This is a genomic window from Gardnerella sp. DNF01180P (assembly GCF_049244205.1).
Taxonomy (GTDB): Bacteria; Actinomycetota; Actinomycetes; order Actinomycetales; family Bifidobacteriaceae; genus Bifidobacterium; species Bifidobacterium swidsinskii.
Window position 1 is genome coordinate 402009 of the sequence record NZ_CP058386.1, and the last position, 17801, is coordinate 419809.

10 protein-coding genes are annotated in these 17801 nt (G+C 46.4%); 7 read left to right on the plus strand and 3 right to left on the minus strand.

Annotation, left to right across the window (positions count from 1 at the left end):
* Positions 1–13: 13 nt before the first annotated feature.
* Entirely contained in the window at positions 14–1378 is a 1365-nt protein-coding gene (locus tag HXT40_RS01570; protein ID WP_103013910.1) for a PFL family protein, read from the plus strand.
* Positions 1379–1637: 259 nt separating this feature from the next.
* On the opposite strand, the gene HXT40_RS01575 is transcribed toward HXT40_RS01570, so the two are convergent.
* The 3 genes from HXT40_RS01575 to HXT40_RS01585 form a co-directional block, all read right to left on the minus strand.
* Complete coding sequence (locus tag HXT40_RS01575; RefSeq protein WP_421777330.1) at positions 1638–2432, minus strand: peptide ABC transporter permease; 795 nt, start codon at positions 2430–2432, stop codon at positions 1638–1640.
* Positions 2433–2561: 129 nt separating this feature from the next.
* On the minus strand, positions 2562–3557 hold the full coding sequence (locus HXT40_RS01580) for an A/G-specific adenine glycosylase (protein ID WP_421777283.1): 996 nt from the start codon (positions 3555–3557) through the stop codon (positions 2562–2564).
* Between the two features lie 33 nt (positions 3558–3590).
* Positions 3591–4280, minus strand: a complete 690-nt coding sequence (locus tag HXT40_RS01585) for a tRNA (cytidine(34)-2'-O)-methyltransferase (protein ID WP_012914445.1) — start codon at positions 4278–4280, stop codon at positions 3591–3593.
* A gap of 417 nt (positions 4281–4697) precedes the next feature.
* On the opposite strand from HXT40_RS01585, the gene rpoB reads away from it, so the two are divergent.
* The 6 genes from rpoB to HXT40_RS01615 all read left to right on the plus strand — a co-directional run bounded on the left by rpoB (position 4698) and on the right by HXT40_RS01615 (position 17790).
* Positions 4698–8246 carry a DNA-directed RNA polymerase subunit beta gene (rpoB, locus tag HXT40_RS01590; RefSeq protein ID WP_033888523.1) on the plus strand — a complete coding sequence of 1183 codons (3549 nt, stop codon included), beginning with the start codon at positions 4698–4700 and terminating at the stop codon, positions 8244–8246.
* 70 nt (positions 8247–8316) lie between these two features.
* Complete coding sequence (locus tag HXT40_RS01595) at positions 8317–12336, plus strand: DNA-directed RNA polymerase subunit beta' (protein WP_103013812.1); 4020 nt, start codon at positions 8317–8319, stop codon at positions 12334–12336.
* A 720-nt stretch (positions 12337–13056) separates the two neighbouring features.
* A complete protein-coding gene (locus HXT40_RS01600) occupies positions 13057–14139 on the plus strand; it encodes an ORF6N domain-containing protein (RefSeq protein ID WP_103013813.1) in 1083 nt (360 codons plus the stop codon).
* 232 nt (positions 14140–14371) lie between these two features.
* The gene (locus tag HXT40_RS01605; RefSeq protein ID WP_004109288.1) at positions 14372–14728 is read left to right on the plus strand and encodes a type II toxin-antitoxin system RelE/ParE family toxin; all 357 of its coding nucleotides are present in this window, start codon (positions 14372–14374) and stop codon (positions 14726–14728) included.
* Between the two features lie 122 nt (positions 14729–14850).
* Positions 14851–15204 (plus strand): helix-turn-helix domain-containing protein, encoded by a 354-nt coding sequence (locus tag HXT40_RS01610; protein ID WP_421777284.1) that lies wholly within the window; start codon positions 14851–14853, stop codon positions 15202–15204.
* An 864-nt stretch (positions 15205–16068) separates the two neighbouring features.
* Positions 16069–17790, plus strand: a complete 1722-nt coding sequence (locus tag HXT40_RS01615) for a SpaH/EbpB family LPXTG-anchored major pilin (protein ID WP_421777285.1) — start codon at positions 16069–16071, stop codon at positions 17788–17790.
* Positions 17791–17801: the final 11 nt, after the last annotated feature.

A 17801-nucleotide genomic window follows, 5' to 3' on the forward strand; every position in this document is an offset into this window, starting at 1 on the left:
AAGGAAGTGCATAATGCTCAACCTGATGGAAGTAAGCGAAACTAATTCGATGATTGAGCAAGAACAGCTCGACGTTCGCACAATCACCATGGGAATCAACCTACTAGATTGCGCTTGCGAAAACGTGCAGGACGTTTGTTGTAAAGTTGAAGCAAAAATCACACGTCTTGCGAAAGATTTAGTAAAAACCGGTAACGATATTTCGCGCGACTACGGAATTCCAATTGTAAACAAGCGAATTACTGTAACTCCGATTTCGCTTGTTGGAGCGTCATCTTGTAAAAAGTCTGAAGATTTTGTGCAAATTGCGCACGCATTAGACAGAGCAGCACACACTGTTGGAGTTGATTTAATTGGTGGGTATTCTGCGCTTCCTGCAAAGTCGATGACTGCAGCAGACCGCATGCTTATTGAGTCGCTTCCGCAAGCCTTAAGCGAGACGGAAATTGTGTGCTCGTCTGTGAATGTTGGCTCAACACGAACCGGTATAGACATGGATTGCGTAGAGCTGCTCGGACGTACGATTAAAAAGATTGCTGAAGCTACAGCTGGAAACGATTCTTACGGTTGCGTTAAATTCGTGGCTTTTTGCAATGCTCCGGACGACAATCCGTTCATGGCAGGCGGCTTCCATGGTGTAACTGAAGGCGATGCTGTGATCAATGTTGGCGTGTCTGGTCCTGGCGTTGTTTCGAGTGCACTCGATGCTGCTAGAGGAAAAGACTTTGCTTTTCTGTGCGAAACTATTAAACGCACTGCGTTTAAAATTACTCGCGTAGGTCAGTTGGTTGCGCAAGAGGCTTCTCGCAGGCTTGGTGTGCCGTTTGGAATTATAGACTTGTCGCTTGCTCCAACTCCTGCAGTTGGCGATTCTGTTGGCGAAGTGCTTGAGAAAATCGGTTTGGATCAGGTTGGTGCTCCCGGCACAACTGCAGCGCTCGCTATGCTGAACGATCAAGTTAAGAAGGGCGGCATTATGGCAAGTAGCTATGTTGGCGGTCTTTCTGGAGCGTTTATACCCGTTTCGGAAGATGCAAATATGATTGCTGCTGCGAAGTCTGGCTGCTTGACTATTGAAAAGCTTGAAGCAATGACTTGCGTTTGCTCAGTCGGTCTTGACATGATTGCAATTCCTGGAAACACTTCCGCTGCAACGATTTCTGGCATGATTGCGGATGAATCTGCAATCGGCATGATTAATCAAAAAACTACCGCTGTGCGAATTATTCCAGTAATTGGAAAAGGTGTAGGCGAAATGGCGAACTTCGGCGGATTAATGGGATATGCGCCGATTATGCCAGTAAACCAAACAAGCTGCGAAGCTTTCGTAACTCGCGGTGGACGTATTCCTGCTCCAGTACACAGCTTCAAGAATTAGCGTGCGCTTTGACCGAGCTTGAAATCACAGGATTTCAAGCTCCTTCAAAGCGGAAACTCGCTTAAGTTGGAAGTCCGGGGGACTTCCAACGCGAGTTTCGTAGCGAGCGCGTTACCCGCGCGAGCGTCACCGTTTTTTCGTTACTGGTGCAGTCGTCAGCGCAAATGCCGGAGAACATGCGCGCAATTGGGGACTTACACCCCACATAAGTCCACAAAAACGAGCGCAGCGCTTCGGCAGGTCGTCGCACGCATAAATCCTACTGCACATTAATGATCACTGGCTCGCTGTGAAGCCCTGGCACGCGCTTATGCTCAAGCCGCGCAACGTATGTGCCGCGATCCACCTTCGGTAAATCGTCATCTGCAACACAGCCTTTTCCGACGGTAGTATTGGTATTCCAAGTGATTTTCTTTTCGAAATGATCACCCTTCGCCATAAGCAGCGGCTTTAATGCAGTGTCACAACTATCAGAACGCCATACTGCATGTGATAAGTAGTCAACGCTCTTACTTGCGTCTTTAAAGTCTTTGTTGTCTTTATTATCTTTCTTTTTATTATCTTTAGTTTCTTGCTTACCTTGCGTAACTTCTTCACTACTATTAATAGTTAGAACAGCATTCATATCCGATGCGTCAATAAGGCAAGAAGAGTTTCCTTCGTGCACAAATCGTTCTGTCAACTCAACACTACCGCCCATAGGAACAGTTTGTGACTTAGTAGAAAGCTCAAGACGAATATCTTTATCAGTGCAATGAGGTGTTAATCCAACAGGACGGGGGTCTGGCACTGAATGACGAACAATGGTAACTTCATGACCAGCAATCGCTTTACTAATAGCGGCAATACCCTTGCTCAAGCTAATAACACAAAATATTGCCAACATAATCAAAAGCAACAAAGCAATACCGACAACAATTCTGCGACGACGATACATTCTTCGTTTTGCTGCGCTCATGTTACGTACGGTCTTACGCACGGGTTTGCGCATCGGGTTGCGAACCGATGCTGCGCTCGCATTGCGATGCGGCTCACGTGGTGACGTAGTTGGCATTGACATATTTACCATTGTAATACATAAGTCGATGAGATGAACTGTACTCACTACACAAGGTAGACTCTCATACAAAGTAATTAAGCTGTTAATTAAAGAGTTACAAAAGCAGCGTAATGAGTTAGTTACTTAAGGTAATGCTAAAGTGCCATCTGGCAATATAGTGATAAGACTGTCATGATCGAGCGAAGCAATGCATTCGCCAAGTTGTGTTTGATTCGACCATAAATTGTTGATCTCGCAACGTTGCAATACCTGCTGTTTTTTATGTGCTTCACGCAATGCCTGCAAAATAATGCCGCGCACTTGCCGATTAGTGCCGGCAAAATGCTGCTGGGGGCGGGTATGGCGGCCAAGACCTGGAAATCCAGCAGCTTTGAAACGGCACCATGTTTGCAAAGGACATGCAGTGCATTGCGGAGATCGTGCTGTGCAAATGGTAGCACCAATTTCCATAATTGCCTGATTCCAAACGGATGAAGTGCAGGTAGTGTTGGTGGTGTTAGTAGCGTTAGCAGTGGCAGCAGTAACATGGTTATCTTCTGGCAATACTGCGGCAGCAAGCTCGCGGTCAGATTGCGTTGTGCTGCCACCATGCGATTCAGTTCCAGTAAAAGCGCGCATAAGTACGCGGCGAATATTTGTATCAATCACCGCAATGTGCTTGCCATAAGCAAAGCTGAGTATTGCACTTGCTGTGTAATCGCCTACACCTGGCAAGGCAATAAGTTCTTCATAGGTGCATGGCAGCTTATTGCGATATCTTGTTGCTACAACTTGAGCACAAGATTGTAAACGTAACGCGCGTCGAGGGTAGCCGAGGCGACCCCAAGCTGTAATAATTTCAGCACTCGTAGCGTGAGCTAGTGATTGTGCATCTGGCCAAGTTTGCATCCAAGTGAGCCAATAGGGTACAACACGGCTCATTTGCGTTTGCTGGCTCATTACTTCACACACAAGCACACCCCAAGGGGTAGTGTGCCCAAACCTCCAAGGCAAATCGCGTGCACAACTATGCCAAAAAAGTGCAACATTATCGCGCGTAAGTGTTGCCAATTCGCGCAATGACTGAGAAGTTTCTTCGGTGAGATGTTCTTCGGGGAGAGATTGTGAATCTTGTTGCATGCTTAATTATGTAAACGTCGTATACTTTTGTGATTACTTTCCGCCTGTAAAACCGAGTTGCCTCCATGCTTCATACACTGCAATAGAAGCGCAATTTGTAAGATTCAAACTACGAAGTGACGGGCGCATAGGAAGACGCACCTGCTCTGCCACGTGCGGGCCTGCCATAACATCCATTGGATCAGGAATATCTCCTGGTTCTGGTCCAAAAAGCAGAATATCGTTCGGCTTATATTCAATTTCAGTGTAAAGTTTCGTAGCATTCGCAGTAAACGCAATAATTCGCGAATTTGGCATTGACTCAACTAAATTCTCAAAATTTGGGTGCAAAACAACGTGAGCCATATCGTGATAATCCAAGCCTGCGCGACGTAATTTAGTATCGTGCAAATTAAAACCAAGCGGCTCAACCAAGTGCAAAATAGTGCCAGTTACAGCGCAAAGTCGAATTGCGGAACCTGTATTTCCTGGAATACGAGGGGAGTAGAAGCAAAGGTGAGGAGTGTGCGTTTCTGCGCGCGCTGCGTCGTCGGCGCTGAGCATTGCGTCCATAACGCTAATTGGATTTCCGTGAGCGTCGGTTACAAGCTCGTCTGGGCCATAATTTGATTTGCGGTAGCCGTACTCGTACATTTGCTCTACGCGGCTTGCTGCTGCTTTGTGTGCTTCTGTTTGCTTTTCGGTTTTGGCTGCGGCTTCTTGCGTATTCTCGCTGTTATTCATGCTATTCCTTAGCTTTTTAAGTATCTTTACGTAACTTCGTAATCGTAACGTATTTAGTTTACTCGCAACTTGCACATTATGTTTTATTGTTTTGGGAAACATTTTCCGTGTAGTTTTCTCGCGTTTGGAGGGTTTGGGGTTGCGTATCGCTCCAAACGCGCGCAACTTTTCCGGCGTTTATTGTCGGTTTTTATTGGCGTGGTGATAGCGGCGAAAAGTCTTTAGTTTTTGGTAAAGTAGAGATTCTGTGTAAGGTGTGTCATATAGTGGGCATGCTCATGGAACCGAAGAAGGCGCCCGCGCATCGCAACTTGCTTATTTGGCAGTTTCGTTTGCCGCGATTTTCTTTAGTTTTTCAAAGATTAAATAGTTAACTAGCGAGTGATAAAGGAACGTCCATTGGCTGCTGAACAAGCTATGACGAGCACCACGAAAGTCATCGCACGTGCTGACGAACATGATATTAAGTTGCATAAAGCGTCAGATCGTGTGAATTTTGGCTCCATTTGTGAGCCTATTGATGTGCCATACCTCCTCGGCGTGCAAACCGACAGCTTTGATTGGTTGATCGGCTCTGAACGCTGGAAGAAGCGCGTTGCAGAAGATGAAGCAAACGGAACTCACACCGTGCCTCATGTTTCTGGTCTCGATGAAGTCTTCCAGGAGATTTCCCCAATTGAGAACTTTGCTGAGACAATGAGTCTCACATTCTCTGATCCATACTTTGAAGAGCCACGCCACACTGTGCTCGAGTGCAAGGAAAAGGATTACACCTATTCTGCTCCACTTTATGTGAATGCTGAGTTTGAAAACGGCGAAACTGGTGAAATTAAGAGCCAAACTGTTTTCATGGGTGATTTCCCACTTCAAACTCCACACGGTACTTTTATTATTGGCGGCACCGAGAGAGTAATTGTTTCGCAGCTTGTGCGCTCTCCAGGCGTGTATTTTGATCGCACGCAGGATCGCACTTCCGACAAGGATGTTTTCGGTGCGAAGATTATTCCAAGCCGCGGTGCATGGCTGGAATTTGAGATCGACAAGCGTGACGTTTTAGGCGTTCGCGTTGACCGCAAGCGTAAGCAGTCTGCAATCGTATTCCTTATGGCTATTGGCATGACGAAAGACGAAATTGCCGATGCTTTCCAAGGATACCCACTTGTTTTGGATGCGCTCGCAAAAGAGCCTATCGAAACGCAAGACGATGCACTTACCGATTTGTACCGTAAGATTCGCCCTGCAGATACTGCAACTCCAGAAGCTGGTCGCAACCTTCTCGATTCCTTCTACTTCAACACAAAGCGTTACGATTTGGCTCGCGTTGGTCGCTATAAGATCAACCGCAAGCTCGGCATTGAAGCAGATTACAGCGATCGTAGCTTGAACCGCGAAGATATTATCGCAACTATTAAGTACTTGGTAACGTTGCATTCCGGCGAAAAAACCTTCCCAGGTAAGCGCGACGGTCAAGACGTGCAGTTGCGCGTTGACGTTGACGATATCGATCATTTCGGCAACCGTCGTATTCGTCAGGTTGGCGAGCTTGTGCAGAATCAGCTTCGTACCGGCTTAAGCCGCATGGAGCGCGTTGTGCGCGAACGTATGACAACTCAGGATGCAGAGGCAATTACTCCTCAGTCCTTGATTAACATTCGTCCAGTAAACGCAACTATTAAGGAATTCTTCGGAACTTCCCAGCTCAGCCAGTTTATGGATCAAAACAATCCTTTGGCAGGAGTTACGAACAAGCGTCGTCTTTCCGCACTTGGTCCTGGTGGTCTTTCTCGCGATCGCGCTTCTATGGAAGTTCGAGACGTGCACCCATCCCACTTCGGACGTATGTGCCCAATCGAATCCCCAGAAGGTCCAAACATCGGTCTTATCGGTTCTTTGGCAACCTTCGGACGCATCAACCCATTCGGCTTCATCGAAACCCCATACCGCAAGGTTGTGAATGGTCACGTAACTAACGAAGTTGAATACATGACTGCAGACCGCGAAGCCGAGCACGTTATTGCTCAAGCAAACCAGGAACTCGACGAAAACGGCAACTTCGTTGGCACTCAAGCACTTGCTCGCGTGGACGAAGAAGAAGCAGTCGATGTGCCTGTAAGCACTGTAGATTACATGGATGTTTCCCCACGTCAGATGGTTTCCCTTGGTGCTTCCTTGATTCCATTCTTGGAGCACGATGAAGGTCACCGTGCATTGATGGGTACGAACATGCAGCGTCAGGCTGTGCCGCTTATTAAGTCGGAGCGACCACTTGTTGGTACCGGTTCTGAATGGCGTGCAGCAGTTGATTCTGGCGACGTAATCTTGGCTGAAAAGCCGGGCGTAGTAACTTACGTTTCTGCAGATATTATTCGCGTTATGAACGACGATGGAACTCAGTCCAGCTACAAGCTTTCAAAGTTCCAGCGTTCTAACCAGACTACTTGCTACAACCAAGTGCCGCTTATTAAAGATGGTGAGCGTGTTGAAGCTGGTACTGTTTTGGCAGACGGTCCTGCAACCGAAAAGGGCGAACTTGCATTGGGTAAGAACTTGCTCGTTGCATTCATGCCTTGGAACGGTTACAACTACGAGGATGCTGTGATTATTTCCCAGCGTCTTGTGCAAGATGATACGCTTTCTTCTATTCACATTGAAGAATACGAAATCGACGCTCGTGAAACCAAGCTTGGTTCCGAAGAGATTACTCGTGACTTGCCAAACGTTGGTGAAGATGCGATTGCAAATCTTGACGAGCGCGGCATTATTCGCATCGGCGCTGAAGTCGAAGCCGGCGATATTTTGGTTGGTAAGGTAACTCCTAAGGGCGAAACCGAGCTTACTCCAGAAGAGCGTTTGCTTCGTGCAATCTTCGGTGAAAAGAGCCGCGAAGTGCGCGATACTTCTTTGCGCGTGCCACACGGTGAGACTGGTACTGTGATTGCAGTTAAGGAAATCACTCGTGAAGACGCTGAAGACGACGGTGACGAGCTTCCAAACGGCGTGAACCAAATGATTCGCGTTTACATTGCTCAGCATCGTAAGATTACGCAAGGCGATAAGCTTTCCGGTCGTCACGGCAACAAGGGTGTTATTTCCCGCATTTTGCCAGAAGAAGATATGCCATTCTTGGCTGATGGTACTCCAGTTGACATCATGCTTAACCCGTTGGGTGTGCCTTCTCGAATGAACTTGGGTCAGGTGCTCGAGCTTCACTTGGGTTGGATTGCTCACGCTGGCTGGGATATTAACTTGGATCCAGACTTGGAAGCAGCTTGGAAGAAGTACGTGCCGCAAGGTGCTGAGCATGGCGATCCATGCACTCCAGTTGCAACACCAGTATTCGACGGCGTGCGCCCAGAAACTTTGAAGGGCTTGCTTTCTACAACACTCGCAAATCGCGATGGTGACAAGCTTGTTGGCTCCGACGGTAAGGCAACCTTATTCGACGGTCGTACTGGTGAGCCATTCCCGAAGCCAATTTCTGTGGGCTACATGTACATTTTGAAGCTGCATCACTTGGTTGATGATAAGATTCACGCACGTTCCACTGGTCCTTACTCCATGATTACCCAGCAGCCGTTGGGTGGTAAGGCTCAGTTCGGCGGTCAGCGCTTCGGCGAAATGGAAGTGTGGGCGCTCGAGGCTTATGGTGCTGCTTACACATTGCACGAAATGATGACTACGAAGTCTGATGACGTCGACGGTCGCGTGCGCGTGTATGGTGCTATCGTCAAGGGCGATAACCTGCCACCAGCTGGCATTCCTGAATCCTTCAAGGTGTTGCTTAAGGAAATGCAGTCGCTTTCCCTTAATGTTGAAGTGTTGAACGCTGAAGGCGTTGCAATCGACATGAAGGATGAAGAGGACGACCCAGTTTCATCTTCCGACGATCTTGGCTTCAATATTGGCGCTCGACCAGATTCGTCCGCCAAGGAAGATCAGATTGCTGTTGAACCTGAATACCAGTGATTCGGTAACGAACACACTTTAAGAAATTAAGAAACATTAGAAAACAATTTCATGAGACAGGACGATAAGAGTGCTGGACGTCAACGCATTTGACAAACTGAGGATTGGACTGGCCACCGCCGAAGATATCCGTAGCTGGAGCCACGGCGAAGTAAAGAAGCCAGAAACCATTAATTACCGTACCCTAAAGCCAGAGAAGGACGGTCTGTTCGGTGAGCAGATCTTCGGTCCAACTCGCGATTGGGAGTGCGCGTGTGGTAAGTATAAGCGCGTGCGCTTTAAGGGAATCGTGTGCGAGCGATGCGGCGTGGAAGTTACCCGCAGCCGCGTTCGCCGCGAACGCATGGGTCATATTGAGCTTGCAGCTCCGGTAACGCACATTTGGTTCTTCAAGGGTGTGCCAAGCCGTTTGGGCTACTTGCTCGACATTGCACCTAAGGATCTTGAAAAAGTAATCTACTTCGCAGCCTACATGGTTACGAAAGTCGACGAAGAACAGCGTCATCAAGATCTTCCAGATTTGCAAGACGAATTCGATACCGAAATCGGCAACCTTCGCAAGCGCCGCGATAACGAAATTGAAGCGCGCGCAAAGAAAGTTGAAGAAGACTTGCACGAGCTGGAAGAATCTGGCGAAAGCAAAGGTGCTGCAAAATCTAAGCTGCGCGCTAGTGCAGAACGCGAAATGTCTGCTATTCGCACCCGTTACGACGAGCAGATTCAGCGTTTGAATGCCGTGTTCGACCGCTTCAAGGGCTTGCGTGCCGGAGACATGGAAGGCGACGTTGACTTGTGGCGCGAGATGGAAGATCGCTACGGTGACTACTTCGAAGGCTGCATGGGTGCTGAAGCTATTAAGAAGCGTTTGCAGGACTTCGATTTGAAGTCTGCCGCAGAGGAGCTTCGCGCAGAAATCGACAACGGAACCGGTCAGCGCAAGGCTCGCGCTTTGAAGCGACTGAAGGTTGTAAACGCATTCTTGACTACTGGAAACAAGCCAGAAGCTATGGTTTTGGACGTAATTCCAGTAATCCCACCAGATTTGCGACCAATGGTTCAGCTCGATGGTGGTCGTTTTGCAACTTCCGATTTGAACGATTTGTACCGTCGCGTAATCAACCGTAACAACCGTTTGAAGCGACTTATTGAGCTCGGCGCTCCTGAAATCATGCTTAATAACGAAAAGCGCATGCTTCAGGAAGCAGTCGATTCGCTCTTCGACAACGGTCGCCGCGGACGCCCAGTAACCGGCGCATCCAACCGACCATTAAAGTCGCTTTCCGACATGCTTAAGGGTAAGCAAGGTCGATTCCGTCAGAACTTGCTCGGTAAGCGTGTTGATTACTCCGGCCGTTCCGTAATCGTCGTTGGTCCAAGTCTTCGCATGCATCAGTGCGGTTTGCCAAAGCCAATGGCATTGGAGCTGTTTAAGCCGTTCGTTATTAAGCGTTTGGTAGATCAGGGCTTTGCTCAGAATATGAAGAGCGCAAAGCGTTTGGTTGACCGCGGCGACTCCGAAGTTTGGGGCGTCTTGGAGGAAGTTATTTCCGAGCATCCTGTGCTTCTTAACCGCGCACCTACACTTCACCGCTTGGGTATTCAAGCATTTGAGCCAATTTTGGTTGAAGGTAAAGCAATCCACCTGCCACCACTTGCCTGCGCAGCATTCAACGCAGACTTCGATGGTGACCAGATGGCAGTGCATCTTCCGCTTTCTGCAGAAGCTCAAGCCGAAGCACGCACTTTGATGATGGCTTCCGACAATATCTTGAAGCCAGCAGACGGTCACACCGTTACAATGCCTTCTCAGGATATGATTCTGGGTCTTTACTACTTGTCTACCGTAATTGACGGAGCAAAGGGTCAGGGTCGTATTTTCTCCTCGCTTGCTGAAGCTGAAATGGCTCTCGACAAGCATGAGATTGACATGCAAGCTAAGGTGCTGATTCGAGTTCCTGCAGACTTCGTATTGCCAAAGAATTGGGAGCCTGCTGAGCTTAAGGTTGTCGACCCTGAGCCAGGCAGCCCGGACGTTGTGCGCGAAGAGCGTTTTAAGGACGGAACTGTACTGTTTGCAACTTCTTGCGGACGCATTTTGTTCAACGGAACTTTGCCAGTCGACTATCCGTTCGTAAACGAGCAGGTGCCAAAGGGCGTACTTTCTAAGATCGTCGACGAAATTGCAACCCGCTATTCTACAGCTCAAGTTGCAGCAACACTCGACGCTTTGAAGGATCTCGGCTTTACTCGCGCTCCTTGGTCTGGCGTAACGATGGCATTCTCCGACATTGTGCTTCCTCCAAATCGCGAACAAATCGCGCAAGATTACGAGGATCAGGCTGCAAAAATCAACTCCCAGTACGATATGGGTCTTCTTACCGACGAAGAACGTCGTCAAGAGTTGATTAACTTGTGGACTGAATGCACCGACAAGGTTGCAGACGCAATGCGCGAAAACTTCCACGACGACAACAACGTGAACATCATGGTTCAGTCAGGCGCACGTGGTAACTGGATGCAGATTCGCCAGATTGCTGGTATGCGAGGCCTCGTGGCAAACCCTAAGGGCGAGATTATTCCTCGACCTGTTAAGTCAAACTACCGCGACGGCTTGTCTGTGTTGGAGTACTTCATCTCCCAGCACGGCGCTCGTAAGGGCCTGGCAGATACCGCACTTCGTACGGCAGAATCTGGCTACTTGACTCGTCGTCTTGTGGACGTTTCGCAGGAAGTAATCGTTCGCGAAGAAGATTGTGGCACTAAGCGCGGTCTTATGATGAAGATTGCTGATCGCGACGAAAACGGCAATTTGACGCTTGTTAAGGCTGCTGATGGCGGTCCATACTCGCGCTTGCTTGCTGCAGACGTGCTCGATCCTGCTGACGGCACTACAGTTTTGGCAAAGTGCGGAGATGCGCTTTCTATGGACGTTTTGCGCGATTTGGTTGCGCACGGCGTTGAGGAAGTTAAGGCGCGTTCTGTGCTTACTTGCGAATCTAAGCGCGGCGTTTGCGCAAAGTGCTACGGATGGTCCTTGGCTACGAGCCGACTCGTGGATGTTGGCGAGGCTGTTGGTATTGTTGCAGCACAGTCCATTGGTGAGCCTGGTACGCAGCTTACGCTTCGTTCCTTCCACTCTGGTGGCGTCGCTTCGGCTTCTGATATTACTCAGGGTCTTCCTCGTGTTACGGAGCTTTTCGAGGCTCGTACTCCTAAGGGTGAGGCTCCAATCGCTGAGTTCCCAGGCGTTGTGAAGGTTGAGGATACTGACCATGGTCGTCAGGTGACTTTGACTCCAGACGACACTACGGTTGAGCCAATCGTTTACCCTGTGACGCGTCGTGCGCCAATGCTGGTAAAGGATGGCGAGCATGTTGACGTTGGTACGCAGCTGATTGAGGGTTCTGTGGATCCTAAGAAGATTTTGCGAATCCTTGGTCCGCGCGCAGCTCAGGTGAATATTGTGGAAGAAGTTCACAACGTTTACCGTTCTCAGGGCGTTGATATTCACGACAAGCACATTGAAGTTATTGTGCACCAGATGCTTCGCCGTATTACGGTGATCGATTCTGGCGATACGGATCTTCTTCCAGGTGAGCTTGTGGATCAGGCAAAGTTCCGTGAGGCAAACTTGGCTGCCGTTAAGAACGGTGGCAAGCCTGCTGCTGGTCGACCAGAGCTTATGGGTATTACCAAGGCTTCTTTGGCTACGGATTCTTGGCTTTCTGCAGCATCGTTCCAGGAGACTACGCGCGTGCTTACTGAGGCCGCCTTAAGCCAGAAGGAAGATGACCTCAAGGGCTTGAAGGAGAACGTGATTATCGGTAAGCTCATCCCAGCTGGTACCGGTTTGGCGCGTTACCGCAACGCTAACGTGGAGCCGGATCCTCAGGTGCGTGACTCTATTTATCCGAACTTTGGTTTGGGTGGTGCAGATAGCACGCCTTCGAACTTCGGTGAGAGCGATATGGGCGATGTTGACTTCTCCAACATTGATTTTGGCGACATGAAGCTCGGCGACGACTTTAATCCAGATGATTACCTTGATGATCAGGGTGGTCAGGGTGATTACGGCGACGAAGCTGAGTGACGCTAGTCTGATATAAAAATGGGGCTTCAAGCTTTCGGGCTTGAAGCCCCATTTTGTTACTGGCACAGTATGCTTTCTGCGTTAATAACGTATAATGCCGTTTTTTCGTTACTGGGCAGCGTGACGACCTGCTTTCGCGCATAGAGCGTAGCGCGCGAAAGCAATTCGGAGCGGAAACTCGCTTAAGTTGAAAGCACAGTGTGCTTTCAACGCGAGTTTCGCAAGCGAGCGCGCAATCTGCGCGAGCATTAACTGCGTGCGTGTCTGATTTTGCTTGTTTTGGGACACTAGTGCAGTACTGTTTCTGCGTGCGTGTCTGATTTTGCTTGTTTTGGGACACTAGTGCAGTACTGTTTCTGCGTGCGTGTCTGATTTTGCCTACTTTCGGACACTGGCGCAGTCGGCTTACTGCATGAGTAACACATGAATCGTACTACAACACCTTTTAACCACAATGTTATAAATTTATTGTCTATTCATCGTATTCTCAAATAACTTCAGTAGTATGCCTAAAACTAACAACGAAATGATACGTATGATAAGAGACGCTGAAATAGAGCATAGATGCATCCTACCTATTAATTCAGCTCAAAAACTAATAAATCTACGCACGATGTTGTTTATTTGTTGCTGGCGCAGTTGATTTAAAAAAGTTACGCAGTAAAAGTTACGCAGTACGTGGCGTATTGGGAAAGATATTTAGATAATGTTGGGGGCATTATGGCAGAAGAGAAGAAAGAGATTGTGATAATAGATGAAACTACGATTAAAAGTAAGATTCACTATATAAGAAATCAAAAAGTTATGCTTGATTCGGATTTAGCTGAAATTTATGGATACTCTACAAAAAGATTTAACGAACAGGTTAAAAGGAATATTGAAAAATTTGATGACGATTTTATGTTTCAATTAACCGGTGAAGAAGTATATGAACTTTCAAGGTACCGTTTTGGCACCTTGAACGATGGGCAAGTATATGAACGTTCAAGGTCGCATTTTGCGACCTTGAACAAAGCGCAAGGCAGAGGCAGTAACATTAAATACAAGCCATATGTTTTCACAGAACAGGGCATCTATATGCTTATGACTGTATTAAGGGGAGAACTGGCAGTTAAACAGAGCAAGGCTTTAATACGAATGTTCAAGCAGATGAAAGACTTCATTGTTGAAAATAGAGACTTTCTTAGTTCAAAAGAAATGACGCAACTGTTATTGCAAACAAGCCAAAATACAAATGATATAATGCAGCATTCAAAAGAAATAGCAAATATAAACGATAAAATTAGCACTTTGGCAACAAAAGAAGATTTGAAAAAGGTAATGGATAATTTTATAGATAGTAACACCTACAAGCATTTTCTTTTGCTGAATGGAGATAAGATAGAAGCAGATGTTGCCTATACAAAAATATATAAGTCAGCAAAGAAAAGCATTTATGTTATAGATAACTATATAGGGCTTAAAACTTTGGAACTTTTAAGGGCTGCAAGAGATAACATACAAATCATAGTTTTTAGCGATAATGTAAGAAATAAAGATATGCTTACAAAAAATATTTTAGATGATTTTAGAAAAGATTATCCTAATATAGACCTGAATCTGAAGGTATCCGATAAAAAATACCACGATAGATATATTGCACTAGATTTTGGGACAGAAAATGAAGTCTTTTATCTTTGTGGAGCATCATCAAAGGATGCGGGAAATAAAATATCAAGTATTACTCAAATAGAAGAATCATCTAAGGATATGTATCATACAATGTTTGCTGGAATGTTAAACAATAAGAATTTGAAAATTTAATACACAAAGAGCAAAGTAGGAAGTTGTATGAACTTTAAAAGGCGGTAGAAGCGAAAATCTATCGTCTTTTTAATTACTGCAAATTAGAGAGCGCGTGTTTTCTGCGTTAGTGTCTGATTTTGCTTGTTTTGGGACACTGGCGCAGTACTGTTTCTGCGTTAGGGTTGCTGGTTGCTTGTTTTGACAAGATGTATACAAGCGATTATGCTATATATAACATAAGCAGGGGGTTGTGGAATTGTTTGATGTGATTTTTTACAGTGATAAGGATGGTGATAAGCCAGTACGCGAGTTTATTAAAAGTTTAGATGTCAAGTTGCGCGCGAAGGTGGTTTCTGATTTGCATCGCTTGGAGATGTTGGGAAACGATGCGAGGGAGCCGCTTAGTAAGCATGTTGGCAACCATATTTTTGAGCTTCGCACTATTTTAGGTAGCAACATAGTGCGTATTTTATACTTTTTTGATGCGGATAAGATCATTGTTGCCACCAACGGATTCGTTAAAAAGCAGCAGAAAACTCCGCGTAGTGAAATATTGGTCGCTATGCAGAGAAGGGCTGAATATTTTAATAGAAAGATGGGCTTGTGATGGAAAAGCAAGAGTTGCAGGGAACGTGCGTAGTGCGAGGAACGCGAGTAATGCAGAGAAAGCAAGAGTTGCTGCGAACGTGCGCAGTGCAGGAAATGCACGTAGTGCGGGGAACACGAGTAATGCAGAGAAAGCAAGAGTTGCAGCGAATGCGCGCAGTGCAGGGAGCGCGTGCAGTGCAGGAAACGCGAATGAATGATTTGCATGAACTCACGGACGAGCTTATGAAGGATCCCGAGTTCAAGAAAGAGTATGATGCGCTTCAGTCGGAAAGAGACTTGACTATGTCGCTTGTGATGGCGAGAAAAAGGGCTGGTTTGACTCAGGCTGAGCTGTCGGAGAAGACGGGTATAAGTCAGTCGGATATTAGCAGGTTGGAAAATGGTTCGAGGAATCCGACTATTGCGCTTTTGAATCGTATTGCAAATGCTTTGAATGCGACTTGCAGGATTGAGTTTGTGCCGAATGCGCGTTGACGTGTTTTAGCGCTGCGATTTAGCGCTCAACTTGCCTTGTACTTTCCAAACGAACTTGTTGGAAATTCCGACAGGTTGACTTTTCGTTAGGAATATAAAGAAAGCACAATCGTGTGCGCGCTTGCGTGGAAAGCCCAGCATAATTTCTAAAGCACAGCCACACTAGCCTGCCCTGCCTTCGTCTTTGTTGACGAAGGCAGACCTCGCTTGCGTTGAAAGCACACTGTGCTTTCAACTCTGAGCAAGCTCGGCGTTCCGAGTTGCTTTCGCGCGCTAAATCGCTGCGCTCAAGCAGGTCGTCGCGCGTGGAAAGCCCAGTGGGCTTTCCGCATTATGCAAGCGCTACCGCATTGAGCTTGCTTGAAGCGCGCAATGCAGCTTCAAGCAAGGGCAATGCGACACGCCGATGGTTTGAGTTTTGAGAAAAAATAAAAAACGCAAAAAACAAAAAGAGCTGGTTATTTGACACCCCTCAAACCCGTTGTTTTTCAACGATTTTTGTACCGGGGGGGGGTAGATGCTCAGAAACATAAACATTTGACTGTGTTATACTACATCTCATTTTTCGTTTAAATATCGATTAATATTATATGTACTCACGGTTGAGCGTTATCGCGCAATTTGCGAAAAATAGCTAAATGATGAAAGTTTGCAGTTGTATTTCTGCGTTCGCATCTGTGTGTTTGCACTGATGCTGTCGTCAATGCAATTGTCAGTATGTCATAACGACACAATTGTTAATATGTCATAACCTTTTGTTTAGCTTGTAACCTGCTGTTGAGCCTAAATAAAGATGTAAGACGATTAGTTTACTTATTGAAGAGAGGAAATATGCGTCTACAGACTTCAAAGTTAAAACGCGCCGTGGCACTCGTAGCTGCCTCCTGCACGCTCGGTACCTGCTGCATCGCTGGATCCATCGCGTGGGCTGGTAATCCAACTGCTACTGTTGAAGGTGCAAACACTGCAAATATCAAAAAACAAGATACTTCTATTACAATTTATAAGTATGAAGGTCCTGAAAGTCAGACTCGTAATGATGGTAAAGAACATACCATTCCAGATACTCAGAAACCAATTGAAGGCGTGAGGTTTAAGATTACTCGCGTTATGAAAAACGATGGTAGTGCTCTTGACTTGTCAACCGCTCAAGCCTGGAAAGATATTGAAGGTTTGATTCAAGATGGTAAGACTGCAACTGAAGAGTTAGCAGCTAAAAACCTTAAGCTTTCTGAAAAAACAACCGACAAATATGAAGCAACTACCGATAGAACTGGTAAAGCTGAGTTTACTGGTTTAGGTCAAAATTTGAGTCTGTACTATGTGGAAGAAGATTTGGCTAATAGCACGCCTAAGAAAGATAGTAAGCCTGTTAAGATTACTAAGCAGGTTAACCCATTCCTTGTAACAGTTCCTCTTCCAGATACAACAACTCACGGTTGGATTTACAAGTTAAAGATTTATCCAAAGAACGATGTCAGTGACAGTAAAGTTACTAAGAAGGCAGAAGCAGATCCAAGCAAGCCATACATTGATGGTGTTAATACTACAATGGGCTGGGATATTTCCATACCACTGACTGCTATTAAAGATGGCGGCAATAAATATACTAATGTTTCCTTCACTGATCCAATCAACACAGACTTCTTGAATTACAAGGAAGTTAAGGATCTTAAGCTTGTAGATAAAGATGGAAACAACTCTGTAACTTTGGATGCAGCTGATTATGAGATCGAAGCTTATTCTACAACCGGTGATAATCCTACAAAAGTAGCAGACTTGAAAAAAGAAGGTGCTCTTAAAACCGTCAAGTGGATTCGCGTTAAGCTTACTGACACTGGTTTAGCTAAGGCTTCAGCAAAAGTTGGTGGTAAGTTAACTGCTACTGTTGTAACTTCCGTAATCGCTCCTGGAGCTATTAAGAACCTTTTGAACACTGACGTAGATGGCGTGACAACTGGTGAAGGAAATGAGAATCCATGCGTTCCTACGAAAGAGAAGCCATGTAATGAAGATCCAAATCATCCTCACGAAGGTGGAGATACTACTAATTTCGCTAAGCTCACAATCAATAAGATTGGTTTAAGCACAAACGATGCTAAAAATGATGGTAAACCTTTGAAAGGTGCTACATTTAAGGTTTACCCAGCTGCAAAAGATAAGAAGGTTAACGACCTTGAAGGTAAGACAGTTGCTGATGCTGGTACATCGCTTGTAACAGATAATGATAAAATCCGTGAAATGGCAGCAACTGGTGATGACGGTGTAGCATCTGATTCGTTCTTCGTTGGAAACGGCGCAGATAATACTAAAGTTTATTGCGCAGTAGAAACTGTAGCTCCAGAAGGATTCAATCTTGATGACAAGTTGCATTGCTTCAATTTGACTTCAGCTAAAAATTCTGAGACTAATAACACTAAGACTATTAACAACAAGCAGTCAACTGATCTCGATAAGATCCTCGCAGCATTGCCTATGACTGGTGCTCGCGGCTTGGTGATTTTGACGGTTTGCGGCATTGTTGGCATCGCTGGCACGCTCTTCTACGTTGTGATGAAGCGTCGCAAGGAGCAGGAGCAAGAGTAAAACTCGCTCGT

Excerpts from the sequence above, each read along its gene's own strand:
- HXT40_RS01570 (WP_103013910.1), top strand. The coding sequence starts at position 14 with ATGCTCAACCTGATGGAAGTAAGCGAAACTAATTCGATGATTGAGCAA.
- HXT40_RS01585 (WP_012914445.1), bottom strand. The coding sequence starts at position 4,280 with ATGAATAACAGCGAGAATACGCAAGAAGCCGCAGCCAAAACCGAAAAG.
- rpoB (WP_033888523.1), top strand. The coding sequence starts at position 4,698 with ATGACGAGCACCACGAAAGTCATCGCACGTGCTGACGAACATGATATT.
- HXT40_RS01610 (WP_421777284.1), top strand. The coding sequence starts at position 14,851 with ATGCAGAGAAAGCAAGAGTTGCAGCGAATGCGCGCAGTGCAGGGAGCG.
- HXT40_RS01580 (WP_421777283.1), bottom strand. The coding sequence starts at position 3,557 with ATGCAACAAGATTCACAATCTCTCCCCGAAGAACATCTCACCGAAGAA.
- HXT40_RS01600 (WP_103013813.1), top strand. The coding sequence starts at position 13,057 with ATGGCAGAAGAGAAGAAAGAGATTGTGATAATAGATGAAACTACGATT.
- HXT40_RS01575 (WP_421777330.1), bottom strand. The coding sequence starts at position 2,432 with ATGCCAACTACGTCACCACGTGAGCCGCATCGCAATGCGAGCGCAGCA.